Below are 25,430 nucleotides of genomic sequence, written 5' to 3'. Positions count from 1 at the left end.
CCACCGCTTGTGCGGGTCCCCGTCAATTCCTTTGAGTTTTAATCTTGCGACCGTAGTCCCCAGGCGGAATGCTTAACGCGTTAGCTGTAATACAGAAAGTAACCTTCCCATATTTAGCATTCATCGTTTACAGCGTGGACTACCAGGGTATCTAATCCTGTTTGCTCCCCACGCCTTCGCGCATCAGCGTCAGATTTGAACCAGATAGACGCCTTCGCCACTGGTGTTCCTCCTAATATTTACGAATTTCACCTCTACACTAGGAATTCCTCTATCCTCTTTCAATCTCTAGATTAGCAGTTTTAAAAGCAATTCCAAAGTTAAGCCTTGGGATTTCACTTTTAACTTACTAACCAGCCTACGCGCTCTTTACGCCCAATAATTCCGAATAACGCTAGCCCTCTCCGTATTACCGCGGCTGCTGGCACGGAGTTAGCCAGGACTTCTTCTGTGAGTACCGTCATTATCTTTCCCACTAAAAGAGCTTTACAACCCAAAAGCCTTCTTCACTCATGCGGCATGGCTGGATCAGGCTTCCGCCCATTGTCCAATATTCCCCACTGCTGCCTCCCGTAGGAGTCTGGACCGTATCTCAGTTCCAGTGTGGCTGATCATCCTCTCAGATCAGCTATAGATCATTGCCTTGGTAGGCCATTACCCTACCAACTAGCTAATCTAATATAGGCTCATCTAATAGCAATAAATTTTTCCCCCGTAGGGCGTATACGGCATTAGTTGCCGTTTCCAACAATTATTCCGTACTACTAGGTAGATTCCTATACATTACTCACCCGTCTGCCACTAAGCTATACTATAGCAAGCTACAATATAACTCCGTTCGACTTGCATGTGTTAGGCCTGCCGCCAGCGTTCATTCTGAGCCAGGATCAAACTCTCAAATTTAGACTTCAACCTATAAAAGGCTGAGGGTACATCGGATAAATCCGACGAAAAAATAATTTAGCTTTATACTGCTGTCTTTATTTCTACTTTAGAAATACTGTAATCTCCAACTATTCAAACAACTTTAGAAACATTATTATTCGATCTAATCACTATGTCAATATATTTTTGCAAATCAAAAGACATTAATATATAAATGTATATCTATTGAGAATATTAGTATGAAGAAATACATCTTTCTAATTGCATTAGCACCAGTGCTAATTGGCATAATATTATACTCATTACGCAACATTAATAATGTAAAACAATCTACAATCGCAGGCAATAAGTTCTATACAGTGTTATTTTCCAAGAAAGATAATAAGCTACTAGAAGAAATAGACTTAAATTGGAAGTATCTTGCACACTTTGAAAGTGCATTTAACCATATCTCAAATTCAACGCTAACAGATACAATATCTATTTATAGTAATATGGTAAACAATAAAGATGTTCCTAATGTTTTGCGTGAATTAGCACAATATTTAGAAGTAATGAATTTGCTTAACCAAGGTGGAAAAATAAATGAAGATAAAATTAATAACTTAGAATCAAGCACAGTGTATCCCTATTCAAGCCAAGAAGCTATTGCTATAGTAAAGATACATAATAATGACATTAAAGGTGCACTTGAAATATTGCGCTCACTATTAAATGACAGAAAATGTCCCATTTTAATAAAGGCTAATGCGCAAGAATTACTCCAGATATATGGGAGTTAAAAGACTGCTTGCATAAAAATTTGACAGCGCGATAACAACGTTTCAGGCAGCTGATAGAAACGAACAAAGTCGCTTGACAAACTTCATTAGCTTTCTTATCATAGCATCGAAACTATTATTTAACTTCCCCAATCTAAGCAGGTTAAAACAACAAGAAAACTTGTATTTGGTGTACTATTGTTTAATTTTTTACACTATGTGTACCGTATGTCTTCATAAAATTCTAGGTTTTTACCTATACAAATTGAAACGCACTTATAAAGCGTTCAAGACATTACCCAACGTCAAATTTTCAAATAAAGAGTAGAATAATCAGCTACAAGGGTTTTCTTGTTTTTTTCTACTTGGTAAGTTTCTTAAGTATTAAAGCTAAGGTTAATTGCAATTAAAAAACAGCTAAGTCGCGGTTATTAAACGTTTAAAATAAAAAAACGTCATGTTTGAAAGTAAATATAAATAACTAGCCAACCACGTGGCTTCTTTTGCCTTTTTATATATTTAATAATTTCTTAATACTTATAACTAAAGCAATTTAAAAGCAGCTAAATTACCTTTTTTCTGCTTTTATTCAAGAATGCTTGAAACTTAAGTAGCAGCTAAGGCAAGTTTAGGGGCCTAAAGCCTTTATTTCTTCTCAACAAAACATAAAAAGCCCCTTTATAACCATGTTTTTTTGTAGCTTGTTGGTGATATAAAATCATATGCTGAACTTTAATATCATTTAACCATTTATTTAAATTATTCTTTATAGTGCCTGTTTTACTTATTGCATTACCTTGCCCAGTAATTACCAACAAGCACCTATTCCCTGCTCGATAATTTCTAGTAATAAAATCTATCAACTTATGGTAAGCATCTTCTATATTATAGCCATGTAGGTCAAGCTTATCGCTTATAAAATATTTACCCCTATCAACTTTTGATTTTGTATTATAGTCAAGACAAAATGATAAGCTAACACTGTTGGTACTGAGAAAATTTTCTCGTAAGTCAAAAGTACATTTATCACCCACAGATTTTATACCTACTTCATGATCAACTTTTAAAGTAACCCTTCCACATTTTATTGGCTTAACATTTTTTTGCCAATCTAACTCATCGTCTGACATAAACGCATCAATTAAATTGTATAATTTTACAACAATACCTAAACATTGTAAAATGTTGCTTATTTTACAAAAATCCGATCTTCAATAATACTATGAAATCACCAAAAACTAATGAGAATTTTTGGCTATATGGAAAGCACACTTGCATATCAGCACTGAAGAACAAAAATAGGCGGTGTATAGAACTGTTAGTAACAGAAAATTTCTATAGGGAACATGAAAAAGAAATTAGGCAATGTGTAGATAGTAAGAGCATTCAAGTTCAATTTGTAGAAAACAAAATATTTAACGATGTTTTACCTAAAAGTGTTAACCATCAAGGAATTGCTCTAAAAGTTGCCCCTATCTTTTATAACTTAAGCATCGAAGAAATAGTTGAAAGCGCAAGCGACAGCTCTATTATAGTCATTTTAGATCAAATCACTGATACGCACAATATTGGATCAATTTTAAGAACTTCAGCTTGTTTTAATGTCGACGCATTGGTTTTACCATATCACCATTCACCGAGCGAAAATACATCTATCGCAAAAACTGCAAGTGGAGCATTAGATATTGTCCCGCTAATACACGTTACAAATATAGTAAAAACTACGGAGTATTTAAAAAAATTCGGCTACTGGTGTTACGGATTTGATTGCAATGCTAAAGAGAGCATAGATGAAATAAAGAGCTTTGGAAAAAAAATAATAATTATTTTTGGTTCTGAAGAGAAAGGGATACGCAGACTAGTTAAAGAAAACTGTGATTACCTTTTAAAAATTCCAATGTCAAACGCAATTGACAGCCTAAATGTTTCAAATGCAGCAGCAATAGGACTATACTCCATCTACATAAAACAAAAATAATTGCACGTCAATTGCAATAAAAAATGATTTTCTACTTGATAAAAATGCAGTTTTGTATTATAATAGGCTATCAAGGGATAAAAGGAGTTACATTATGTCTTACACAAGAAATGAACAGGACATTCGCTCGCAAGGCGTTTACTATAGTGCTGGGCTTAGAAGTTATCTAACTAAAGTATATAATTATATGGCTTTAGCTTTAGGCATCACAGGGCTTGTTGCGTTCCTAACGGTATTTTCCGGCCTGTTTCAGGTAATCTATTCTAATCCCATTCTGTCGCTTGTAGTAATGTTATCTCCATTTGCATTAGTATTCTATATGTATTATAGAATACAAAATCTAAGCGCTCAATCTACAGTGGCTATGTTTTTCTTATTTTCAACTTTAATGGGGCTTTCTCTATCCTATATCTTTATAATTTATACCGCAGAGAACATAGCAAGAGCATTTTTCATTACATCAATCATGTTTGGTTCTATGGCTTTATATGGCAACACTACAAAAAAAGACCTAACCAGCATGGGATCTTTCTTGATTATGGGAGCCTGGGGGTTAGTTATTGCACTTATAGTAAATTTATTCCTCAGAAGCAGTGCACTCTATTTTGCAATATCGTTTATATCAGTAATAGTATTTACCTTGCTGACTGCATGCGATGCTCAGCAAATTAAAGACATTTATTATAGGTATAATGATGGTTCGGAAGTTGCAGCCACTAAGTGGGCAATACTTGGCGCAACTACTCTTTATTTTGACTTTATTATTATATTCAAGCATTTACTTAGGTTGCTCAACAATAGAGATTAGATGTTCTTCTTCTTAAAGGGAAACAGTAAAAGTTCTATAGTTTTCTTTTTGGTATCTTTAGTGGTATTGATGCTGTGTCTTGCATATGCATCGGTACCACTATATAGCATTTTCTGTAAAGCTACTGGATATGGTGGCACAACGAGAAAGGTAACCAACACAGCGGTAAATATAACTAACCAAAAAATTAGAGTTTATTTTAACACTGATGTAATGCCGGACTTACCATGGGAATTTAACCCAGAAGCTAATTATATCGATACAAAGATAGGAAAGCAAAGTTTAGCTTTTTATTACGCAAAAAATCTATCTGATCAGCCCTCGTTTGGAATGGCAGTATATAATGTCACACCTTTCAAAGCAGGCAAATATTTCAATAAAGTTGCATGCTTTTGCTTTGAAGAACAAATGTTGCTACCGAAACAAAAAGCAGCTATGCCCGTATCCTTTTACATAGACCCCATGATAATGTTGGATAATAGCACAAAAGATTTAAGTGAAATAACACTATCATATACATTTTTTAAGCTTAAATAGTAGGAAACGCGAGTCTTTCACTACTGAAAAAAGCCATAGGTTTCTTATTTCCAAACGTATGCGTAAGTTGTGAGTGCATAATTGGTAAAAACTATGATTTGTGTGTTGAGTGTAACAAAAAATCAACTTTTTAACCAAACATTACTGCAATGTTTATGGCTCAGTAATTTCAAATAACATCTATACGTGCAGTAAGTGCATTACCAGTCCCCCACCTTTCAAAGTACTAAAGTCAGTTTTTACCTATGACCGACATAGTAAAAACATGATTATAAATTTTAAGCTTTTTGATAATTTAAATTATGTAAAAGTCTACGCGAAATGAATTATAAGCTGTCCAACTTATTTTACACACCATTTGCAACAAGATGTCTTCGCCATACCATGTCTCAAGCTGGTCTTTCACTTAAACAGTGTGAAGAAAATTTCAAGAAAGCTTTTAAAATAAGCAACAAAAAAAATTATCAAAGACAAAATCGTGATATTGGTCGATGACATGGTAACAACCGGAGCAACTATTAAGCCTTACTTTCAAGAAATTTTAAATTCTGGTGCAAGAGAAATAAGAGTGCTCTCACTTGCAAGAATGATGAATGATTAGATTTCTTGCATAACCATTATTTACATAAAAAACCAGTAGCCCTCTCTTCGGTGTCATCAAAGTAGCTCGACTACTTGGATCTATTTTTTTCTGGATTCTAGCGTCACGCACTGGAATAACAGGAGGCAATGCAAGAAGTGCATTGTGAAAATCAGTTTTAAGGCATGACTTTATTTCTTATAACCTCAACATCACTGAATTCAAAAGTTTGGCCGCTCATGATTTGGTATCTTTCATGTCCTTTTCCTGCAACCAGCAGAATCATACCCTCATTATATGCCATATTCATACACTTCTCTATAGCCTCTTTTCTATTTCCTATCTCTAGTGCATCAGGACAATGCAGTAAAATATCACGACGAATTTCTGCCGGATCTTCATCACGCGGATTATCATCTGTAACTACCACTCTATCAGCATACATTTGTGCTATTTTACCCATTCCTGCACGTTTTGTCTGATCACGATCTCCACCACAACCGAAAACTAAGATTATTTTTTTGTTCAAGTGCCATTTTAAAGACAACAGAGCCTGCTTAAGTGCACTTGGAGTGTGAGCGTAATCTACAACTGTAAAAGGTTTTACTTTTTCCATTCTTCCCGGTGGAGAAACGAGTTTATCTATACAAATCTCCCGATAATCCACTCCAGATGAAATAATTACACCGATTGCACACAGCAAATTATATGCTTGAAATTGCCCCAAAACTGGAAAAAACATGCAATAAATTTCATCACTAATTTTAATTGTAAGGTGTTGACCATTTGGCTTTGGTGTTTGCTTCAATAAAGTAATGTCAGAGCCTTTTCTTCCATAGGTTATAACTTTGTTACCACGTTTTTCAGCTACCTTGAGCAACGCGTAGTATTCATCTACATCCACATTTAAAATTACTGTTTCTCCTGTGGGTAGTACCTCGTAAAACAATCTTTTTTTAGCTTCAAAATACTCATTGACATTCTTATGATAATCCAAATGATCATGCGAGAAATTAGTAAAGGCTGCAGCATTTAGCCCGAGTCCATGGATTCTATATTGATCAATTCCATGACTTGAAGCTTCCAATGCTAAGTGCTCTATGTTTTTATTATTTATATCACGTAATGTTGCATAAAGGTCATCTGCATCCGGAGTGGTAAGTCTATTATTATCTTTCCTTTCATTATTTATACATGTTCCAAGCGTCCCAATAGATGCAGCATCATAGCCAGAGTTTCGCCAAATCTGGCGACAAAATTCTACTACTGAAGTCTTACCATTCGTGCCCGTTACAGCAGCAACATATTTCGGTTGTTTGAATTGATAAAACCTGCTGACTATTTTGCTATACACTTTTTGAGGATTTGGGTGGAAGGCATGGATTTCAGCGTCATGCCCTGTAAAACTTGCTATTATTGCTGAAGCTTTTATGTTGTTCACGCATCTCTTACCTGCCTCTGACAAACAAACTAAAAGATAACCTCTCTTGACCCTCTTGGGATTACACGTAACGCCTTTGATTTCAATATCAAAGTTAACATCAACAATGTCATGCAGTAACTCTTTTAGTCTCACGTTCTACATTATCATCTTGAGATTCCAAACATGGTAGCCTTGCTAAAGCAGCATCTAAATCAGAGATTAAATCTCCAGGATCTTCTAACCCACAAAATATTCGTACGAAACTCCCATTATAACCTAAGCTCATTACAGACCTTGACATAGATTTACGATCCATTGGTAATATTAAACTATCACATCCTCCCCAAGAAGCTCCAATATTAAAAATTTTCATGTGATCAACCATGCGGCTTAGTTCTTCACATGAATATTTTTTATTCAGCACTATACTAAATACACCACTTGCACCTTTGAAGTAATTTTTCCATAATTTGTGTTGAGGATGGGAAGGAAGTGCTGGATATAAGACTTTTTCTACTCTCGAATGTTTTTCCAGCCACCTTGCCACTCTTATTGCTGTGCTTTGATGCCTCTTCATGCGCGCGTGCAATGTCCTAAGCCCTCTGTGTGCAAGATAACAGTCATGTGATTGAACAGTAACTCCGTAATTCTTGTAGCCCTCATAAAGCAACTTAAAAATTTCACCTTCAGCAACAATGGCCCCCATTAATAAATCTGAGTGACCAGCTAGATATTTTGTAACCGCATACAACGCAACATCGACTCCACAATCAAGCGGCTTAAATAACAAAGGAGTGGACCATGAATTGTCACAAACTGTTACGATTCCATGTTCCTTGGCAACTTTTACTATATGTTCTATATTTGAAATTTCAAATGTCACAGAACCGGGAGTCTCAATCATTATCAATGAAGTGTTACTCCGAATTAGACTAGCTATATCTTGTGTTGGATCATAAAAAGTTACTCCTACTCCCCTTTTTAGTAGCTCACTTTCAGCAAACCTCTTAAGCCGATAATAACTATTATCTTGAATCAGAACATGCGAACCTGCCTTAGCGAAAGTTAGAATAGCAAAAGTAAGTGCAAACAATCCGGAAGGATAAATTAATGCTTGCCCCCTACCTTCAACCTCAGCAAGCGCATTTGAAAGATAATGAACAGTGGGAGTACCAACATTACTATAACTGTAATCCCTTGCAACACCATCATTGATTACATCATATATACTCTCCCCATTTGCAGCATCTAAGTAGTTCCTGTAAGTTGGAAATAATATGGTAGAAGAATGATAAACTGGTGGGTTCATAGAACCTTTATAGTCATTAAATTTTCTTCCTGCTTTAATTAACAAAGATTCTTCTTTCACACTGCTATTATTTATTCTTTAAATTGTATTCACTTTGAGTATACAAGTGAAGAGAAATTGCGTGTATTAGCTCTATTTCATTTTTTAATAACTCATAAATCAACTTGTGTCTCCTTAGAGTGTTCATTCCGACAAAGTCATCAGATATCAATACTAGTTCGATATGTGAAGGTAGCATTGAAGATGAAGAAAAATAATGATCTGCATGCTTTACAGATTCATCGATGATATTAATATCAATTACATCTATTGAACTGCGTATTTTCTCTTCTATCGTCTTAACAATATCCATACATAGCCTCTGTCATCCAAGTAGCGTGACTACTCGGGTCCATTTTTCTTTTTTTTCTGTGTTCCAGCGTCACACGCCGGAATGAAACTGAAACATACCCCTATTTATCCTTTTCTTTATTACCTATGTCCCGATAATCAGAATCTACCACTTTTTCTTCTTCACTATTTGTTGTAACCGAATTGGTAGAGTCCCCTCCCCCCTGTTGTTGTTGAGATTCTTTGTACATAGCCTCCCCAAGCTTCATAGATAATTGAGAAAGACTAGTAACTTTCTGTTGTATTGAATCAGCATCATTAATGTCATCAGATTTACTAGCTTCCTTGAGCTCATTAACTGCATTTTCTATAGCAGATTTATCTTCTGGTGAAACTTTATTACCATACTCTTTCAGAGACTTTTCTGTAGAGTGAACTAAGTTATCTGCCTGGTTCTTGACTTCAATAAATTTCTTGCGCTTCTCATCCTCTTGTGCTTTCTCTTCGGCCTCTTTCACCATGCGATTTATTTCATTCTCAGACAAACCACTCGAAGACTTAATACGTATTTTCTGCTCTTTTCCAGTAGCTTTATCTTTTGCAGAAACATGCACTATTCCATTTGCATCTATATCGAATGTAACTTCAATCTGAGGAACCCCACGAGGGGCAGGTGGTATCCCTTCCAAACTAAATTGACCAAGCAGTTTATTGTCAACTGCTAATTTTCTTTCACCTTGATATACCTTAATAGTAACAGCGGTTTGGTTATCTTCTGCAGTTGAAAACACCTGAGATTTTTTAGTAGGAATGGTAGTATTACGCTCAATAAGTGAAGTAAACACTCCTCCTAAAGTTTCAATGCCAAGAGAAAGTGGAGTCACGTCAAGTAATAATACATCTCTTACATCACCTTGAACGATTCCTGCTTGTATTGCAGCCCCAATTGCTACAACTTCATCAGGATTCACTCCTCTGTGTGGGTCTTTGCCAAAGAATTCTTTAACTTTATCTATCACCTTTGGCATACGAGTCATACCACCAACAAGCACCACTTCACCAATCTGACTAGCAGACAAACCAGCATCTTCAAGAGCCTTTTTGCAAGGAGCCATGGTCCTTTCGATTAAATCATTTACTAAGCTTTCAAGTTTTGCCCTTGTTAATTTCATATTTAAGTGTTTTGGACCACTCGCATCAGCTGTAATAAATGGCAAATTTATTTCCGTTTCCATTGCGCTTGACAACTCGATTTTTGCCTTTTCCGCAGCTTCTTTTATCCTTTGCATAGCCATTGGATCATTCTTTAAGTAAATACCATTACTTTTTTTAAATTCATCCAATAAATAACCCACTACTGCATTATCAAAGTCTTCACCCCCAAGATGAGTATCACCATTCGTAGCTTTCACCTCAAAAACTCCGTCACCTATTTCAAGTATCGAAACGTCAAATGTACCACCACCAAGGTCATATACTACTATTGTGTGCCCATGCTTCTTATCAAGACCATAAGCAAGCGCTGCAGCAGTTGGTTCATTAACTATCCTGAGAACATTCAACCCGGCAATTTTCCCTGCATCTTTTGTTGCTTGACGTTGACAATCGTTGAAATATGCTGGCACCGTTATTACAGCATCCTTTACCTCTTCTCCAAGATAAGCTTCCGCTGCTTCTTTCATACTTTGTAGTATGAATGCACCAATTTGACTAGGAGAGTATTCTTTATCATCTGTTGTTTTAACCCATGCATCACCATTTTTTGCTGCAAATACTTTATAAGGCACATTTAGGTTTTTCATCTCAGGATCACTATATTGACGGCCTATTAACCTCTTAGTAGCAAAAAAAGTATTACTTGCATTTGTGGTTGCTTGTCTTTTCGCTGGAGCACCAATCAATCTTTCTCCTGATGAAGTAAATGCAACAACAGACGGGGTAGTTCTTGCTCCTTCTTTATTTTCTATTACCTTTGTATCCTTGCCCTGCATTATTGCAACACAAGAATTTGTTGTCCCAAGATCTATACCTATTGCTCTTCCCATAATGAATACTCCCTTATAAATGTTATTTGATATAAGAATATATAAGTATAGGGCTCATTAATTACAAGCCCCATCTAGGATTTCTAGCTGGTATCAGAGCTCAAAATGCGTGAAAGCCATCTAGTTAACCAAAAGCTACTTTGTAACCCACCTGAATTATCAGCTTTTTCATTGTTGCCACATTCAATTTTGTAACCAGAATTTTGTAACGGCTTATAATCATTCAAATCAACGTCATCACCTCGTTTTAAAATGAACGTACCTACATCTAAATTGTTATCAGCACTCACATCTAATCTAATATTGAACTCTTTTTCAATTGTAGAAACTGTGCTGCGCTTATTATTAAAAAGATGTGCTATAATCGCACTATGCGCTATCAAGTCAAATGATCTATTCCGATTCTTACTAGCAACATGTTGTAAGTCCCTTAATATTGACGCAACAATTACCTCATCTGATTTTACCCTTCCAATCCCTTTACAGTGTAAACATTCTGTAGTGTTAATCTCCTGTATGTTTGGTTTAATTCTCTGCCTTGAAAACACCATCAAACCAAAGCCATTTATGTAGCTAAATTGAACTCTAGCTTTATCATCCTTAAACGCTTGCCTAATAGCAGACTCAACAGCTCTACAATACTGATACCTCAACATATCAATAAAATCAACCACTATTAATCCCGATAAGCCCCTTAAATTCACCTGCCTTGATATCTCAGGTACTGCTTCCATATTGGTTCTATAAGCTGTTTCTTCTATACTATCTTCCCCTGTCATTTTTCCTGAGTTTACATCTATTGAAACAAACGCCTCAGTTAAAGTTATTATCAAAGATCCACCAGAAGGCAATTTCACCCTATTGCTATACAATTCAGAAATTTGATCCTCGATTCCGTAGTAAGTAAAGATAGGAACAAAACCTTTATACAATCTATAACGCAACTTACTACCTTTTAACGCATTCCTAGCATATCGTCTTACTGCTTCAAATGCTTCTTTCCCAGACACTATAATCTCCACACCATTGCTACAAAAATCACGAATAGATCTCATAATTAGGTCTGCTTCGTTATAAATCAACGATGGAGCATTTACAGAGGAGGCATTTTCTTGAATATTCCGCCACAACGAAGATAAATAACTGTAATCCTGCTCAATTTCTTTTTTACTTTTTCCTGAACCAACAGTTCTTATTATCAAACCCGACCTTTTTGGTAAGTCTATTGAATTTAGTATATCCTTTAACTGCTTTCTGACACTAACATCTTCAATTCTGCGAGATATTCCGCCTTTACTCATGGAATTTAGCATGAAAACACAGTACCTACCCACTAAAGTTATGTAAGTTGTAAATGAAGCCCCTTTATTGCCTCGTTCCTCCTTAGTTAGTTGAACCAACATTTTTTGATTGATCGAAATAACGTCTTGTAATTTGTACCTCTTGTATAAAGATACCTCTCTTACAAAACCATTACTGGATTCAGTAACATTTTTACTAATCGTAGAATCCGAAGAAATACTTGCTGATACATCTTCACCCTCCTCTGTACAATCAACATTTGAGTAGTTCTCGAAAAAAGTTTCCTTTTCTTTTTCTGGAATATTAAAGTAATCTGGAGATATCTCAGAAAAAGATAAAAAACCTTGCTTATTCTTCCCATATTCAATAAATACAGCTTGCAAAGAAGGCTCTATACGCTTTACATAAGCAACGTATATATTACCCCTTAATTGTTTCTTTTCCTTAAATTCCTGTTCAAATTCTACAACCTTATTATTGACTGATAAAGCAACCCTCACCTCATCAGAGCAGATAGAATTCTCTATTAAGAGTAATCTTTTACCACTATTTGCCACTTACTTACCGTTAGCTTTTTTATTCTGAAATTAACTTTATGCTATTCAATACACTGCTGATTGTCAAGAATTTTGCAATTTACATTGCCTCAGTATATAAAGTGATTGACTTTTAGCGTCTTGTATAATAAACTCACACAGAATTTATATTATTAATTATGTATGGCAAAAAAAAATGCTTCTTTGCTTGTTAAGTTAGTTAGCAGCGCAACCAAGAAAACAAGCACTGGTGAAGAAAAACCTACAGGTTATTTTTATGTAAAAAAGCGTAACCCAAAAAAGCTTACTAGAAAACTAGAGTTTAGAAAGTATGATCCGGTAGTTAGGAGGCACGTATTATTTAAAGAAGAAAAATTAAAGTAATTTTTTTATAAGGAAGTTTATCATTATGCAAAATTTACAATTAAGCTATCCCATAGTGATAGAGTTGGGTGATATAAAAGATACAAAACTGAAGTTAATAAAGGTTGTTGCACAACTAATAAATAAGAGATATAGAACACAAAAAAAAGCAGCAACTGCTCTAAGGATTGATCAACCTAAAGTATCTCAAATTAATAAGTCAAAAATTGAAGGATTCTCCTTGCAATATTTGCTTAACTTATTAGTTGCACTGGATCAAGATGTAAATATGAGAATAAAGTATAATTCTCAACCTACATAATACACATCTGATAAGGCTCCTTATTAGCCTTAATTTATAGCTATATACTACTAATAGTATCTATGAATTCCATAGGATTCATACTTAATGATTTTTTTAGACTACTAATAATAAATTAAACATACAGAATACTGCATGAGCATATTTCTCATAAAAATGAAACACACTTACAGCTGCACAATTCGGCCTTCTTGACTATTTTGCTGAACTCAGTCTATATTGCTGATATCCATAATGATTATTTTTTTTATGAAAAACATGTTGCATTACATAAAATGTTATTGCATGGTAGATAAAAACTTCCCATAGCTAGGGAAATTTAACTGCATAGCTAAAGCCAGAGGTACTTAACAAAGTTAGCTTTACTTCCTTTTCAATGGTAATTGCGGTAAGAAAATTATACTTTTATTTAGGTGAGGGGCATATTTTTCTGAATACAGAAAAGGACCAAAATTTGGAGTGAATTACAACAAATGATCCTGCAAGTAAGAAACCCGCAAATAACGGATCAAGTGATATAAACTCTAAATTTGAATATAGCAGTAATCAACAACTAGAAGTTCTAACACTTGCAGTAGTCAAAGAGGAAAAAAACGATTGTTATTATCTAAAAGGTTCAGCTTTAATGAAGCTAGGTCTTCCATTAACTAGAAGTGAGAAAAGTTTAATTAACAGATTTCATGCAGAGCTATCTAGTGCACCAATAAAAAACACAAGCAATGCTTTAGAGCAAATACGGGATATAACAAAGAAATATTTAGAAGGATGTATTAAAGAATGATGAAGACATTATATACGGTATCATAGATAGTTTACTATAAAGAGGCGGAAGAGTAAAATATAATTCTCTTGATAGTAAATTACTGCGTTTAATCCTTAAGTCCAGTAGTGATGTTTCTGAAAAACGTAAAAATTGATAACGAGCTAAAAAGCTTAGCATATGAAGTTATTATAAATGGTAATACTCAAGATGAAGTTTTATACACAGAAGTAGATAACATATACTTTTATATAAGATATTCGCATGATATTGTATTGAGGTTACAAAAATTGTAGATAACCCAAGGGCAAAAGGATTAGGTTTAAAACGTCACATATTTTACTTAGGGGGAGTTTAGTAGAAGTCGATAACACAGGAGAAAAGAAAAATTACACAAATGTTGAAAAAGGTAGAATTGAAATGTCTTTTATTACTGACGAGGTAGGGAAAGATTAGTATTTATCTAAGTTCCGATAAGGAAGAAATACTAAAATAAAAGTAGAGATTGATGAGAAAAAAGAAGCAAGGCTTAACAAGTTAAAAGGTAAGAGAAAAAGTTTAGAAGAAAACTATTTCTTGGGAGGAAAAAGCGTTCTGCAAGCTATAGAAGACGAAAGTTTTGAAAAAAATGTTGATGTGCTTATAAAGTTAACTGAGATTATTATAATATCAAATGATGCAAAAAACCAGGTACTGCATCTACTTTCATGTAGCAAACTTGTACAAATCAGCTGCACAAAGAAAGTAAAATAGGACCACATGTTCTGCAATGGTGAAATAAATGATTCTAGTAATCGATCATGAATAAGCGAACCTACTCAGATGATATGAATTACTATCACTAAGTTGAGAAAATGATCATTTGTAGGCTAGAGTTAAGTTTTCACTCACAATTTTCCACAATTGCTTGCACTTTTCTAACCAAGCAATATTTATTTGTATCACATCCACTTCTAACAACTAAGATCAATTAGCTTTTTCTTAACTGTTATAGGTTAAAACCACAAAATATTTTCCATAATAAAGGTTAATGAGTGAAAAGATAAGGCATATTTTTCAACTTGCTTGCATTGGAAATTTAATAGAAGGATATACTAAAGTAAATCTCTTGAGTGTAGATAAAGAAATAAAATTCCGTAGTCCTTACTTTGGATCATATTAAATTGATAAACCTAAAGGGAATACAACAGAAGAACATAGTTTTCAACACTTGATCCAATTTTTCAAGGAGCTGTTAGAGAAAGTAATATCCTGACCTTCTTTTGAAATCCTAAATGACCCACTTTCTTGGGATTGGTAATGTAGCTTTTTCTGAGAAGGTTAACTGGTGGCTGAGGAGGGACTTGAACCCACAACCAAGAGATTATGATCCTCCTGCTCTACCAACTGAGCTACCCAGCCTAATTAAAAACCTTGCTATATATATGGTCTATATGTTTCTCATAATACTTCAAATCAAACAAAGATTCAAGTTTTTCTGAGTCAATAACTTCAAGCAAGGATTTATCTTGCTTCAATTCGGACAGAAAATCACTGTTGTCTTGTTTCACTTTCATTGCATTGCTTTGAACAATTCTATACGCCTCTTCCCTTGTTAAACCACTATGCACTAATTCAAGCAATACACGCTGTGAGAAAATTAAACCTTTTGAAGAATTTAAGTTCTTTTCAATGTTTTCCTTATCAATCACTAATTTATCTATCAAATCTGTCAATCGCACTAAAGCAAAATCCATCACTATGCAAGCATCAGGAACAATACATCTTTCCACAGACGAATGTGATATATCTCGCTCGTGCCACAATGCAACATTTTCTAATGCAGGAAATATATAACTTCGTATTAAACGCGAGAGTCCGGTTAGATTTTCACTCAGAATAGGATTACACTTGTGCGGCATAGCAGAACTCCCCTTTTGCCCAATGGAAAAATATTCGGAAATTTCTCCAATTTCAGTTCTTTGCAAATGACGAATTTCAATAGCAACATTTTCCATTGAGCTTGCAATCACCCCTAAAACTGAAAAGAACATGGCATGTCTATCACGAGGGATAACTTGAGATGATACAGTTTCAGGTATAAGTCCCATTTCTTCCGCCACATACTCCTCAACAAATGGATCAATATTTGCAAAGTTTCCTACTGCACCTGATATTTTACAGGTTGCGACTTCTCTTTGTGCGTTGGTTAGCCTTTGGTAGCTGCGTTTAAACTCTGCGTAAAACCTGGCAAATTTTAACCCAAGTGTTGTTGGCTCTGCGTGCATTCCATGACTGCGTCCAACACACACAATATCCTTATAGTCCTCAGCTTTTTTCTTCAATGCTGCAAGTAAATTTTTTAAGTTCTTGAGCAAAATATCACAAGACTCTTTCAGCTGCACAGCAAGACATGTGTCTAACACGTCAGAACTTGTCATCCCGTAATGGAGATAACGAACATCAACTTCCACTTTTTCAGCAACATACGTTAGAAAAGCTATAACATCGTGTTTTACAGTGGACTCGATCTCATAGATACGTCCAATATCAAATTCAATAGCACCAGAAAGCTTTTCAGCAACATCGTTTGGAATCACTTTTAACTTTGCCTGAGCCTCGCACGCTAATTTTTCTATTTTTAGCCATATATTAAACTTGTTGTTTTCTTTCCAGACAGAAGACATCTCTTTACGGCTATAACGAGGAATCATTAAATAATCTCCGTTTTGTTTTTTAGCATCCATTTCTTCTTAATTTCAGTGGTAGTTGGTATCACCTGAGAAACTTGACACTGAAACTCAGTTTCACTATGTAATTTCATCATATAATTTGATATAAACACTTATGCTTCTAAGTTCGTATACTCATCTATAGATATAATAATCAGACTTTCTGGATTTCAGCATCAGCTACTTACATAACATCGATAGATGCTGCTACTTGTTGTTTGCACCTTCTTGCTTTGTAGCCTGACCATTTTGCTGTTGTGACTTTTGGCTTTGCAATTTTACCTGCCTCAACTCATGTACATCTGTTTCTGACCTAACAACATGTACAGTGATTGGTACTACCACTTCACTGTGGAATTCTATATTCACTTGATACTCACCTAAATTTCTTATCTTTATTCCACCGAAAGATATTCTACGGTGATTAATTTCACACTCTTGCGACAAAGACCTTGCAACTTCTCTTGCAGTTACAGAACCAAAAATTCTACCATCCTCAGAAGCTTGCTTTACCAATACCACAAATTTACCAGCAAGAGACGCTGCTAGCTTTTTCGCCAAATTTAATTTTCCTATATTCTCCTCTTCTAAGAAGGAACGCTGCTTCTCCAGCTTTGCTATACTCTCCTTAGTAGCTTTCATTGCTTTCTTTTGTGGAAAAAGATAATTACGTGCGTAACCAGGCTTCACTTTCACAATGTCACCCAATTTACCAAGAGTTCTTATATTTTCTTTTAAAATTACCAACATAAATTACCTAAACTTTTTTAGTGCAGTAAGGAACAAGAGCTAAAAAACGTGCCCTTATGATTGCTAAACGCAATTTCCTTTGCTTTTTTGCACACACACCTGTTAATCTTCTAGGTAATATTCTACCATAGTCAGAGGTAAATCTAGATAATAAATCCGTATTCTTATAATCTATATCTTCATCCTGAGAAGTAGCAAGAGGGCAAACTCTAGAACGCCTAAACCCAGCCCTATTATTCACAGACACGTAAGAAACATTAAAATTATTTCGTTTTTTTGTCATTATGCACTTTGCTCCTCAACTTGTTTATTCATCATATGATGGTTACCTTCAAAAAACTTATTAACCCGCACAGACAGGTGGCGAATAATGTTCTCATTAAGTTTTACTCTACGTACAAATTCATCCATAATGCTTGAAGTAGAAACTACGCACATCATACAATAATGACCGCTCTTCACCTTATTTATTGGATACGCAAAATCCAATAGACCCCAATATTCATATTTTATCAACCCTGAAGCTTCAACACTTTCTAAAAGTACCTCCCACGCTCTACTCAATCGACTTTGGTTTGTTATTTCAAAATCTTTTAAAGCCCCCTGAAAAATCTTTATTAGATGCTCTGAAATACTTCCTTTTAAAGCACTTACTACACTGCGAATAAATATACTCTTAGCAATCTGTTTACCACCTTCTGGAAGCTTTACAAAACCTTGTGTTATTCCTAAACCTTTTAGTTCATCTCTCAACTTTTTGTCAACTTTTAACTTCACTTCTTTTAAATTTGAAAGATCTTCTTCCAATTCAACCCATAAAATCTCTACAAAGCTTTCTAAGAAATTAGAACAATCAACTAAACTTTCTTGAATGGCTTTAGATCGCATTTCCAATTCTTGCTTTGCAAGTTTACCATTCCCTTCTTTCAGAATACCCTTGATCTGCTGAAATATAACATCTGCTTTAATGCTCCTCAATAAAACAGCTAGCTCCTGGGTTATCTCCTCTACCTCCTGCTGCAATAAGCCTTGCTGTGCTATAAAAGTAAACTCATAAAGATTCACTATATTTTCCTTTAACACCGACTAAATATCTCATTATATAAAGCTTTTTTATATAAGCAAGCTATTTGTATCAATTTCTATACCTTTAATCCAACTTAAATTAGATATCTCATAAATAACTTGAGGGGTGATTGAATATGCACCTGGTAATAAGATACTTACCTTATGCTTTTCAAGAAGAAGTTCCAACATTATTTTGGTCCTGCCTTTACTTTTCAATACCGAATTCAATTCCATAGCGGTTTTTTGCGAATCCGCACACCCAGTTAAAACTAATCTCCTCATTACAGAAGTGATCCTTTCTGTAAATTCAGATATGTCCTTGCCCGCTAATCTTGTCGTATTCCCCGAGGCTTCAAGATCAATTATCACAAATGTTCCTGGTGAAAATAAACTTCTTTTCTCCTCTATTATTTCATTATTGTAGAATGCTATTTCAGAAACATTATGTGGATCAGAAAGCGTGAGTATAACAAATCTTCCACGATCCGAGGTTCTCATACGCACATTTAATATTACACCTGCAGTTTTTGTCGTTCTACCCTCTCCGATAAACCCAATATTTAATTTTTTCAAAAGAGTTCTAAATTTTTCAAGCGGATGATTAGTTAAATAAAACCCTAGTGAAAATAACTCATGCTCTAATTTCTCCTCTTCACTAAAATCTTCCACATCCTCAAGTTTCGGCTTTAAAACATCAAGATTACCAAACAAAACAGCCTGCCTTGATTCTCTATCCTGCCTATTTTTATTTGCAAAGCAAATAAGTGTGTCTATTGATTCATATAACTGTTTTCTGTTTTGATGCACACTATCACATGCTCCGGATTTAATTAGACTTTCAAGTGCCCTTTTATTTATTATATTACCCGAATTTTGAATGAATTCCCATACGTCCCTATAAGCGCTTGAACGTGCGTTCACTATTCCTTCTGCTATAGAAAAACCAACATTACGCAAAGCAGCAATGCCGTAACGTATGTGTTCATCCTCTATTGAAAATTCAGCTTTAGACCTTCTTACATCAGGTGAAAGAATAGAAACTCCATTGAATTTTGCAGCATGATAGAATAAATTCAGTTTGTCTCTATCATCGATATTCAGGTTCATCAAAGCTGTGAAAAATTCTAACGGATAGTTAGCCTTAAGGTAAGCTGTTTGATAAGATATCACCGCATATGCAGCTGCGTGAGATTTATTAAATCCATAACCAGCAAATTTTGCAACAAGGTCAAAAATATAACTTGCCCTATCATAATTAACACCATTTTTCGTTGCCCCTTGAATGAAAAGTTCACGTTGTTTATCCATCTCTTCTTTGATTTTCTTACCCATAGCACGTCTGAGTAAATCTGCTTCTGCAAGGCTATACCCAGAAAGAATACGCGCTATTTCCATTACCTGTTCTTGATAGATTATTACTCCGAATGTTTCTTTTAATATCCCTTCAAGCAATGGATGAATATAATCTGGCCTTTCAAGCCCATGCTTTCTTGCAATATAAGTTGGAATGTTATCCATAGGCCCTGGACGATAAAGAGAGATTAAGGCAATAATATCCTCAATGCAGTCTGGTTTTAATTTGATTAAAGTTTCTCTCATGCCTGAACTTTCAAGTTGGAACACTCCGATCGAATCACCTCTTGAGAGCATTTCATAGGTTTTGTGGTCATTCAAGGAAACTGAAGAAATATCAATCCTTTTTCTATCACGATTAATTAAGCGACATACATGATCAATTAGCGTTAGTGTACCAAGCCCAAGAAAATCAAACTTTATCAGCCCAGCTTTCTCCACATATTTCATACTGTATTGAGTGATTGGCAGAGCCGAATTTGGATCATAATAAACAGGAACAAAATTTTCTAATTTTTGATCACATATCACAATTCCAGCAGCATGAGTTGAAATGTGACGATATATTCCTTCAAGCTTAAGAGAGATATTAAGGAGTCTTGCAATTACTTCATCACTATCCCGTTCTTTCTGTAAGTTTTGATCAAACTCTATCGCTTGTGATAAAGTTACAGGGTTTACTGGGTTGAACGGAACCATTTTAGATATCTTATCTACCTGAGAGTAAGGCATCTGCAATACCCTTCCAACATCACGCAGCACTGCCCTTGCCTGCAATTTTCCAAAAGTGATTATTTGAGCAACATAACCGTATTTTTTCTGAACGTAATTAATCACCAGGTCTCTTTTTTCCTGACAGAAATCAATATCAAAGTCAGGCATCGATATACGATCAGGATTTAAAAACCTTTCAAAGATCAGGCCAAATTTTATGGGGTCAAGATCTGTAATCTGCAATACCCAAGCAACAATTGATCCAGCACCAGAACCTCTTCCTGGACCAACTGGAATGCCATTTGCCTTGCTCCAGCGAATAAAGTCAGAAACTATCATGAAATACCCGGAGTAATTCATTGAAGTTATCACACTCAGTTCGTAATTCAGCCGATCATAGTATTGTTTAAGGTCTATGTCTGTTTCATTCTCAATGCGGGATTCCAACCCTGCAATTGCCTGTTCCCTTAGCTCTTCATTCTCAGTTTTGCCCTCTCGACAAGGAAATTTGGGCAAAATAGGCTGCCTACTTCTTGGCATGTAAGAGCACCGCCTAGCTATTACTAAGGTGTTATTAACTGCTTCGGGAATATCGCTAAACAGTCCTGCCATTTCTGCCACAGATTTAAAATAATGTTCAGTAGTTAGCTTCTTTCTATTATTCCCAAGAGCATAACTTCCTTCCGATATGCACGTTAATATGTCATAGACTTCATAGTCAGATCTATTTGAAAAAAACACATCGTTCGTTGCAACAAGTGGTATATTGTGCTGGTAAGCAAAGTCTATTAAGGTTTCTTCAAGTTCCGATTCTTTCTTTAACCCATGACGCTGTAACTCAACATACAAATGACCATCAAATGCTGAAAGCAGTTTTTCAACTGTCTCTTTATCTTGCCTCAATAACAGCTGAGCCAATATTCCATCATATCCACCGGTTAGAACAATTAGACCTGTTCTTAAATTCAATAGCTCTTCAAAATCAACATAAGGAATATCGCTGCTATTTTTGCGTTTTCTAAAAGACTCACTCACCAAAGTTACTAAATTAGTGTATCCTTGCTCATTTTTTGCGAGCAACAATATAGGTAAATTTTGCTCTGAATGCCGAACTATAATATTGCATCCTATTATTAACTGTATCCCCCTACTTGCTGCATATTCTGCAAATTCAAGTGAGCCAAATAAGTTACCTGAATCAGTAATTGCAACAGCCGGCATTTTATTCTGCAAACAAAGACTTATCAGCTCCTCAATTTTAACCGAACTCTCAAGCAGTGAATAAACACTGTGAACACGCAAGTGTATGAACATAAAAAAACTTTAAATCAGTATAAAAGGATAACATTAATTTGCTCATGAGGATATAATTTTATGAAAACAAAGGCTTATTCAAGGTTTATCAATTCCAACATAAAATACAAAAAAAATTACCTGACAAATTTTGCCAGCCTCCTTATTATAAGGAGTAGTACAATGATACAAATTAAAAATCTTTCCATCTTTAGCTGGTTCTTTGATCTGAGGTCCTATTTACACTTGGTCACAACCTATGTCTATTTGTTCTATCAATGCTTTAATAATGCCAAGTTTAGTTTTTTAATCTAGCTGTTCTAAGTTCGGTTTTACACTAGAATAGAAATTCTTTATGCTACTTATAATAGGATTTATTCCCTTCTCTACTGCCTTTTGATCAGTTACCTTCTTTTTCTCCTCTTCCATTCCTTTTAAACGTTCCTTCATTTTTTTCATTGTCTGTTTAAATGCTTCCTTACTTATATACTGCTTCTCACCTGCATTTTCTTTACTATAAGAATCGCTCATTAATTCTTCCATACCTTGTTTTATTTGTTCTTTTCCCCTTGCAAACTTTTTATCTAATGATTCATCACTTTTATTTTCTGAAATTCTTTGTTGGTACTCCTTTTCTATTATCTCTGAGTTTTTTAGTAAACTTTCCACTTCTTCCCATATAGCTTTTTCTAACATATCTATACGAACCAATTTATTGTTACATTTCTCCTCACCATCAGTAATACGTATGGCACTACTACAGCAATAATAGCTATATGTTCTTTCCTCACCCCTATGGTGCACACCACTATACGCATATTCACAATTTTGACATCCAACTAGACCTTGCAGTAGATTTATTCCTTTCCTTCTCTGCATTCTTGCTTTTTTCTATTTTTATCCAGCTGCTTTTGTACTTTATTAAATAATCCTTCATCAACTATCTTTGGTATGGGTATATAAATCAACTATCTTCATCTGTACGACAGATAGAAATCTTTTGTTTATTTTTTCCTCTTCTTTTTACCCTTTTTAATTTACTAAACGCTGCTTGTCCCTTATACGCTGGATTTCTTAACATCTGCCAAATTACTATTAGACGCAGAACCTCCTTTATAGTTCTTGTTCTAACTAATCTATCTCTTAGTCTACTTATAACTTCCCTTATACTTAATTCTTTCTTGTCTTATCCACACTAATATTTGCCTTACTATTTTTGCTTCCTCTTCATTTATTTCAAATTTTATCTTTTCTCTATCAAAAAGTAGAGCTTGATGAAGAGTATCAGGAAAAGTTTAATAAACTAAAAGATCAATCAAGTTTAGAAGAAAGCTGCTTTTTAGGAGGAAAAAGTGTTCTATAAGCTGTAAAAGGTGGAGGTCCTGAATGAAACGGTAGTATATCTATAGAGTCAGCTGGAACTATTAAACAACCAGATTGTGTAGCGGGAAAACTAGACTCTCCGTTTACTCTTATAGATGGAATTAGTAGCTCAGACTTGCGCAAAAGACGAAAGTTTTAGGATATGTAGTAGTCCATTCATAAAGTCAACTGGAATTATTAAACAAAAAATTGATGCGCTTTCCAAACAAAATTTTTGGAGGTATTCATTAAGCCATACACGTCAGAAAATAGCAGGAATGATTATTTAAACATTAAGTAATGGCCTCTCTAATTTGATGCCTATGCTTTTTTAAGCATGCTGTTAATTTTAAGATCCTGTAGACCAGTCACCTGGTAGATTACATGAGTTGGGAAGCCTACCTCTAGTAAATTCTTTACCACTCCTATTTTCCCCATTTTTCTATCTTTTTCTTTGCCAATCTGTATTTTTTCAGATACAGACATAATCAATGAATAAATTTATCACGTATTTCTTCACCCTCAGTTTTGTTAAACTCTCTCACTAAGCCTAATAATCCATTTTCTTCTTCTCTATCCTCATCACTTCTTTCAACTTCAACATTGCCTCTTTTTATTAGCTCACTAATTTTTGGCAGTAGAGTTTTTATATTCACTAATAATGCTTCTGCTATAGCATATAGTCTTTTTGTTGTAGTGATATGGTCCCCTTGCTCATAGTGGTATATCCATGGCTAGTTCTTTCGATGAGGGTGCCCCATCATACTAATACCTTATACATTTTAATCAATAAACTCGCTTTCCTCCTTCTTGTCTTCATCTTTGTTACAATGTTCTATAATAGCAGCTATTTCATTCAGCTTTCTCACATGGTTAATTTCTAAGTTTCTATGCCTTTCCTTCACCACCACTTCATAAAGGTTTTGTCTCTTTTCACTAGAGAGCAATTCGCAATGTTGTTTTAGCTACTTGGTAGTCTTTAATAGTAGTCGTGCTAATATATTACTGCTTGATTCTCTACGATTATTGTTATTTTTGTTAAAAAATCTTCACTAATTAATAATAGAATACTTTTAAATATTTATTACTATTTTTTAATAGTATTGGCACAAAATCATAACTTTTTTAAAGAGTCAAGTCAATTTTTAAATATCTATTTGTTATCAATAGTGGTAAGGATATCAATATATTAGTTTCGAAAACGCAATTGTAATATCAAACGGTGATTAAAGCGTAGTTGGGCTGGAAAGAGAGTTAACATCAGGCTGCTCTACACTTTCTACTTTTTCGAACTTCGTATTTGGCCTTAAACCTTAAAATACTGTACAACGCTAAACTCATACACGCTAACCCAAACAATCCTACCAACTACCGCTATAACGTGTATTTTCAGGATGTACAACGCAACACTAGCCACTAATAACGCTATACCAACAAAACTAGCCAAGGTTGCTTGCCTTTGCTGCGTTATTTTTGTTGATTATTTATCTTCTACAGCATTACATGACTTTATTTCAGCTAAAGAGAGGCTATCAGAGGCGTTTAGCGATTCATCTATGAGCAGTGATGAAGTAGCTTGATCTTCTATTGTTGTTATATCACCATTTTCGCACAGTTCAGCTATGGTGGTTTCGATATTAATGGCTACATCTGCTGTAGCAGTAGGAGAAAGAGTTTGCTGTTTCATGGTTGTTTCTATGTTAGGAACATCTTCTAAAGATTTTTCTGGTCCTGCTGAAAGTTTCCTACCATTAGAAATGCCTGGTCCTGCATAGCCATTTCTCTTGAAGCAGTAGTACCACTCCAACTTTTAAATTTTTTGACAATAGCCTTCCTTATTTTTTTAATATTTTCATTATATTTCTCCTAAAATTTGTCGACTTAGTTATTATAGTTGAAATAGTAAAGCAGTTAGTATCTGCCTAGCGGAGAGGCAAAAAATGGTTGAGAGATAAACAAAAGGACTTTAAGTGATCCATTTTTGTCTCAAATTGAGTAAGGTGTTAAAAAATTAACCACATTACGCCGTATTTGGCAGCTTTATTTTAACAATTTTGCTGCTTAATCATTTTCTGCTGTTTCCCTGAACAAATACGCTGAAACAGCATTAATGGAACTTGGTCTTCTGTAGATTAGTGATTCTCTAGGAATAACCCTACTGAATTCTATGAAATTATTTTTTGCATCATTGTACTGAATATAATAACAACAAGGGTTTTTATGACTCTAAATTTTTTTTG

General features: G+C 34.8%; 25 protein-coding genes, 1 tRNA gene and 1 rRNA gene. 9 read left to right on the top strand and 18 right to left on the bottom strand.

All coding sequences use genetic code 11. The annotated features are described in order from the left end of the window. Positions 1–903 (bottom strand): 16S ribosomal RNA (locus tag QUS22_RS01740); the annotation flags it as partial. A gap of 221 nt (positions 904–1,124) precedes the next feature. Here QUS22_RS01740 and QUS22_RS01735 point away from each other — a divergent pair. Further along, positions 1,125–1,667 carry a DNA polymerase III subunit delta gene (locus QUS22_RS01735; RefSeq protein WP_289513258.1) on the top strand — a complete coding sequence of 181 codons (543 nt, stop codon included), beginning with the start codon at positions 1,125–1,127 and terminating at the stop codon, positions 1,665–1,667. A gap of 596 nt (positions 1,668–2,263) precedes the next feature. Here the strand turns inward: QUS22_RS01735 and QUS22_RS01730 are convergent. Continuing rightward, entirely contained in the window at positions 2,264–2,776 is a 513-nt protein-coding gene (locus QUS22_RS01730) for a Smr/MutS family protein (RefSeq protein ID WP_289513257.1), read from the bottom strand. Between the two features lie 92 nt (positions 2,777–2,868). On the opposite strand from QUS22_RS01730, the gene rlmB reads away from it, so the two are divergent. The 4 genes from rlmB to QUS22_RS01710 all read left to right on the top strand — a co-directional run bounded on the left by rlmB (position 2,869) and on the right by QUS22_RS01710 (position 5,570). Further along, on the top strand, positions 2,869–3,624 hold the full coding sequence (gene rlmB / locus QUS22_RS01725; protein WP_289513256.1) for a 23S rRNA (guanosine(2251)-2'-O)-methyltransferase RlmB: 756 nt from the start codon (positions 2,869–2,871) through the stop codon (positions 3,622–3,624). Positions 3,625–3,718: 94 nt separating this feature from the next. Beyond that, the gene (locus QUS22_RS01720) at positions 3,719–4,432 is read left to right on the top strand and encodes a Bax inhibitor-1/YccA family protein (RefSeq protein WP_289513255.1); all 714 of its coding nucleotides are present in this window, start codon (positions 3,719–3,721) and stop codon (positions 4,430–4,432) included. Then, positions 4,433–4,969 (top strand): cytochrome c oxidase assembly protein, encoded by a 537-nt coding sequence (locus QUS22_RS01715; protein WP_289513254.1) that lies wholly within the window; start codon positions 4,433–4,435, stop codon positions 4,967–4,969. 478 nt (positions 4,970–5,447) lie between these two features. Then, a complete protein-coding gene (locus QUS22_RS01710) occupies positions 5,448–5,570 on the top strand; it encodes a hypothetical protein (protein WP_289513253.1) in 123 nt (40 codons plus the stop codon). 157 nt (positions 5,571–5,727) lie between these two features. Here QUS22_RS01710 and QUS22_RS01705 read toward each other — a convergent pair whose 3' ends face one another. The 5 genes from QUS22_RS01705 to QUS22_RS01685 form a co-directional block, all read right to left on the bottom strand. Next, entirely contained in the window at positions 5,728–7,125 is a 1,398-nt protein-coding gene (locus tag QUS22_RS01705) for a Mur ligase family protein (RefSeq protein WP_289513252.1), read from the bottom strand. After that, complete coding sequence (gene metC, locus QUS22_RS01700; protein WP_289513251.1) at positions 7,100–8,341, bottom strand: cystathionine beta-lyase; 1,242 nt, start codon at positions 8,339–8,341, stop codon at positions 7,100–7,102. The genes QUS22_RS01705 and metC overlap by 26 nt, the downstream gene beginning before the upstream one ends. 7 nt (positions 8,342–8,348) lie before the next feature. After that, entirely contained in the window at positions 8,349–8,633 is a 285-nt protein-coding gene (locus tag QUS22_RS01695; RefSeq protein ID WP_289513250.1) for a BolA family protein, read from the bottom strand. 100 nt (positions 8,634–8,733) lie between these two features. Next, the gene (dnaK, locus tag QUS22_RS01690; protein WP_289513249.1) at positions 8,734–10,656 is read right to left on the bottom strand and encodes a molecular chaperone DnaK; all 1,923 of its coding nucleotides are present in this window, start codon (positions 10,654–10,656) and stop codon (positions 8,734–8,736) included. Between the two features lie 83 nt (positions 10,657–10,739). Then, a complete protein-coding gene (locus QUS22_RS01685) occupies positions 10,740–12,515 on the bottom strand; it encodes an Rne/Rng family ribonuclease (protein WP_289513248.1) in 1,776 nt (591 codons plus the stop codon). 162 nt (positions 12,516–12,677) lie between these two features. On the opposite strand from QUS22_RS01685, the gene rpmG reads away from it, so the two are divergent. From rpmG to QUS22_RS01665, 4 genes are all read left to right on the top strand, one after another. Beyond that, positions 12,678–12,878: a 50S ribosomal protein L33 gene (rpmG, locus tag QUS22_RS01680; protein WP_289513247.1), complete on the top strand. Its 201-nt coding sequence runs from the start codon at positions 12,678–12,680 to the stop codon at positions 12,876–12,878. Between the two features lie 25 nt (positions 12,879–12,903). After that, positions 12,904–13,179 carry an XRE family transcriptional regulator gene (locus QUS22_RS01675; RefSeq protein ID WP_289513246.1) on the top strand — a complete coding sequence of 92 codons (276 nt, stop codon included), beginning with the start codon at positions 12,904–12,906 and terminating at the stop codon, positions 13,177–13,179. A 625-nt stretch (positions 13,180–13,804) separates the two neighbouring features. Beyond that, complete coding sequence (locus QUS22_RS01670) at positions 13,805–13,960, top strand: hypothetical protein (RefSeq protein WP_289513245.1); 156 nt, start codon at positions 13,805–13,807, stop codon at positions 13,958–13,960. Positions 13,961–14,070: 110 nt separating this feature from the next. Next, positions 14,071–14,235 (top strand): hypothetical protein, encoded by a 165-nt coding sequence (locus QUS22_RS01665; RefSeq protein WP_289513244.1) that lies wholly within the window; start codon positions 14,071–14,073, stop codon positions 14,233–14,235. Between the two features lie 1,029 nt (positions 14,236–15,264). On the opposite strand, the gene QUS22_RS01660 is transcribed toward QUS22_RS01665, so the two are convergent. The 11 genes from QUS22_RS01660 to QUS22_RS01610 all read right to left on the bottom strand — a co-directional run bounded on the left by QUS22_RS01660 (position 15,265) and on the right by QUS22_RS01610 (position 24,997). Beyond that, positions 15,265–15,340, bottom strand: a tRNA-Met gene (locus QUS22_RS01660). Then, positions 15,340–16,632 carry an adenylosuccinate lyase gene (gene purB / locus QUS22_RS01655; RefSeq protein WP_289513280.1) on the bottom strand — a complete coding sequence of 431 codons (1,293 nt, stop codon included), beginning with the start codon at positions 16,630–16,632 and terminating at the stop codon, positions 15,340–15,342. Before purB ends, QUS22_RS01660 begins: the two co-directional genes overlap by 1 nt. Before the next feature lie 225 nt (positions 16,633–16,857). Next, positions 16,858–17,400, bottom strand: a complete 543-nt coding sequence (rplI, locus tag QUS22_RS01650) for a 50S ribosomal protein L9 (RefSeq protein WP_289513243.1) — start codon at positions 17,398–17,400, stop codon at positions 16,858–16,860. Between the two features lie 7 nt (positions 17,401–17,407). Next, positions 17,408–17,683, bottom strand: coding sequence for a 30S ribosomal protein S18 (gene rpsR / locus QUS22_RS01645; RefSeq protein ID WP_289513242.1), 276 nt, complete (start codon positions 17,681–17,683; stop codon positions 17,408–17,410). Continuing rightward, entirely contained in the window at positions 17,683–18,465 is a 783-nt protein-coding gene (gene rpsF / locus QUS22_RS01640) for a 30S ribosomal protein S6 (protein WP_353477717.1), read from the bottom strand. Before rpsF ends, rpsR begins: the two co-directional genes overlap by 1 nt. 48 nt (positions 18,466–18,513) lie before the next feature. Further along, positions 18,514–21,849, bottom strand: coding sequence for a DNA polymerase III subunit alpha (gene dnaE, locus QUS22_RS01635; RefSeq protein WP_289513240.1), 3,336 nt, complete (start codon positions 21,847–21,849; stop codon positions 18,514–18,516). Between the two features lie 285 nt (positions 21,850–22,134). Then, entirely contained in the window at positions 22,135–22,707 is a 573-nt protein-coding gene (locus QUS22_RS01630; protein ID WP_289513239.1) for a recombinase zinc ribbon domain-containing protein, read from the bottom strand. An 85-nt stretch (positions 22,708–22,792) separates the two neighbouring features. After that, on the bottom strand, positions 22,793–22,945 hold the full coding sequence (locus QUS22_RS01625; protein WP_289513279.1) for a hypothetical protein: 153 nt from the start codon (positions 22,943–22,945) through the stop codon (positions 22,793–22,795). Positions 22,946–23,678: 733 nt separating this feature from the next. Next, positions 23,679–23,846 (bottom strand): hypothetical protein, encoded by a 168-nt coding sequence (locus QUS22_RS01620; protein ID WP_289513238.1) that lies wholly within the window; start codon positions 23,844–23,846, stop codon positions 23,679–23,681. 126 nt (positions 23,847–23,972) lie between these two features. Then, positions 23,973–24,137 (bottom strand): hypothetical protein, encoded by a 165-nt coding sequence (locus QUS22_RS01615; RefSeq protein WP_289513237.1) that lies wholly within the window; start codon positions 24,135–24,137, stop codon positions 23,973–23,975. Positions 24,138–24,670: 533 nt separating this feature from the next. Continuing rightward, a complete protein-coding gene (locus tag QUS22_RS01610; protein WP_289513236.1) occupies positions 24,671–24,997 on the bottom strand; it encodes a hypothetical protein in 327 nt (108 codons plus the stop codon). Positions 24,998–25,430: the final 433 nt, after the last annotated feature.

This window comes from Wolbachia pipientis (assembly GCF_030373985.1).
Lineage (GTDB): Bacteria > Pseudomonadota > Alphaproteobacteria > Rickettsiales > Anaplasmataceae > Wolbachia > Wolbachia pipientis_D.
Note: the sequence above shows the minus strand (reverse complement) of the source record. Positions and strands in the feature narration are given on the sequence as shown.

Coding starts and splice junctions, on each gene's coding strand:
- QUS22_RS01720 (WP_289513255.1), top strand. CDS start 3,719: ATGTCTTACACAAGAAATGAACAGGACATTCGCTCGCAAGGCGTTTAC.
- rpsR (WP_289513242.1), bottom strand. CDS start 17,683: ATGACAAAAAAACGAAATAATTTTAATGTTTCTTACGTGTCTGTGAAT.
- QUS22_RS01695 (WP_289513250.1), bottom strand. CDS start 8,633: ATGGATATTGTTAAGACGATAGAAGAGAAAATACGCAGTTCAATAGAT.
- QUS22_RS01670 (WP_289513245.1), top strand. CDS start 13,805: ATGAAGCTAGGTCTTCCATTAACTAGAAGTGAGAAAAGTTTAATTAAC.
- QUS22_RS01715 (WP_289513254.1), top strand. CDS start 4,433: ATGTTCTTCTTCTTAAAGGGAAACAGTAAAAGTTCTATAGTTTTCTTT.
- QUS22_RS01675 (WP_289513246.1), top strand. CDS start 12,904: ATGCAAAATTTACAATTAAGCTATCCCATAGTGATAGAGTTGGGTGAT.
- QUS22_RS01730 (WP_289513257.1), bottom strand. CDS start 2,776: ATGTCAGACGATGAGTTAGATTGGCAAAAAAATGTTAAGCCAATAAAA.
- purB (WP_289513280.1), bottom strand. CDS start 16,632: ATGATTCCTCGTTATAGCCGTAAAGAGATGTCTTCTGTCTGGAAAGAA.
- rpmG (WP_289513247.1), top strand. CDS start 12,678: ATGGCAAAAAAAAATGCTTCTTTGCTTGTTAAGTTAGTTAGCAGCGCA.
- QUS22_RS01665 (WP_289513244.1), top strand. CDS start 14,071: ATGTTTCTGAAAAACGTAAAAATTGATAACGAGCTAAAAAGCTTAGCA.
- QUS22_RS01735 (WP_289513258.1), top strand. CDS start 1,125: ATGAAGAAATACATCTTTCTAATTGCATTAGCACCAGTGCTAATTGGC.
- dnaK (WP_289513249.1), bottom strand. CDS start 10,656: ATGGGAAGAGCAATAGGTATAGATCTTGGGACAACAAATTCTTGTGTT.
- rlmB (WP_289513256.1), top strand. CDS start 2,869: ATGAAATCACCAAAAACTAATGAGAATTTTTGGCTATATGGAAAGCAC.
- rplI (WP_289513243.1), bottom strand. CDS start 17,400: ATGTTGGTAATTTTAAAAGAAAATATAAGAACTCTTGGTAAATTGGGT.
- QUS22_RS01630 (WP_289513239.1), bottom strand. CDS start 22,707: ATGCAGAGAAGGAAAGGAATAAATCTACTGCAAGGTCTAGTTGGATGT.
- dnaE (WP_289513240.1), bottom strand. CDS start 21,849: ATGTTCATACACTTGCGTGTTCACAGTGTTTATTCACTGCTTGAGAGT.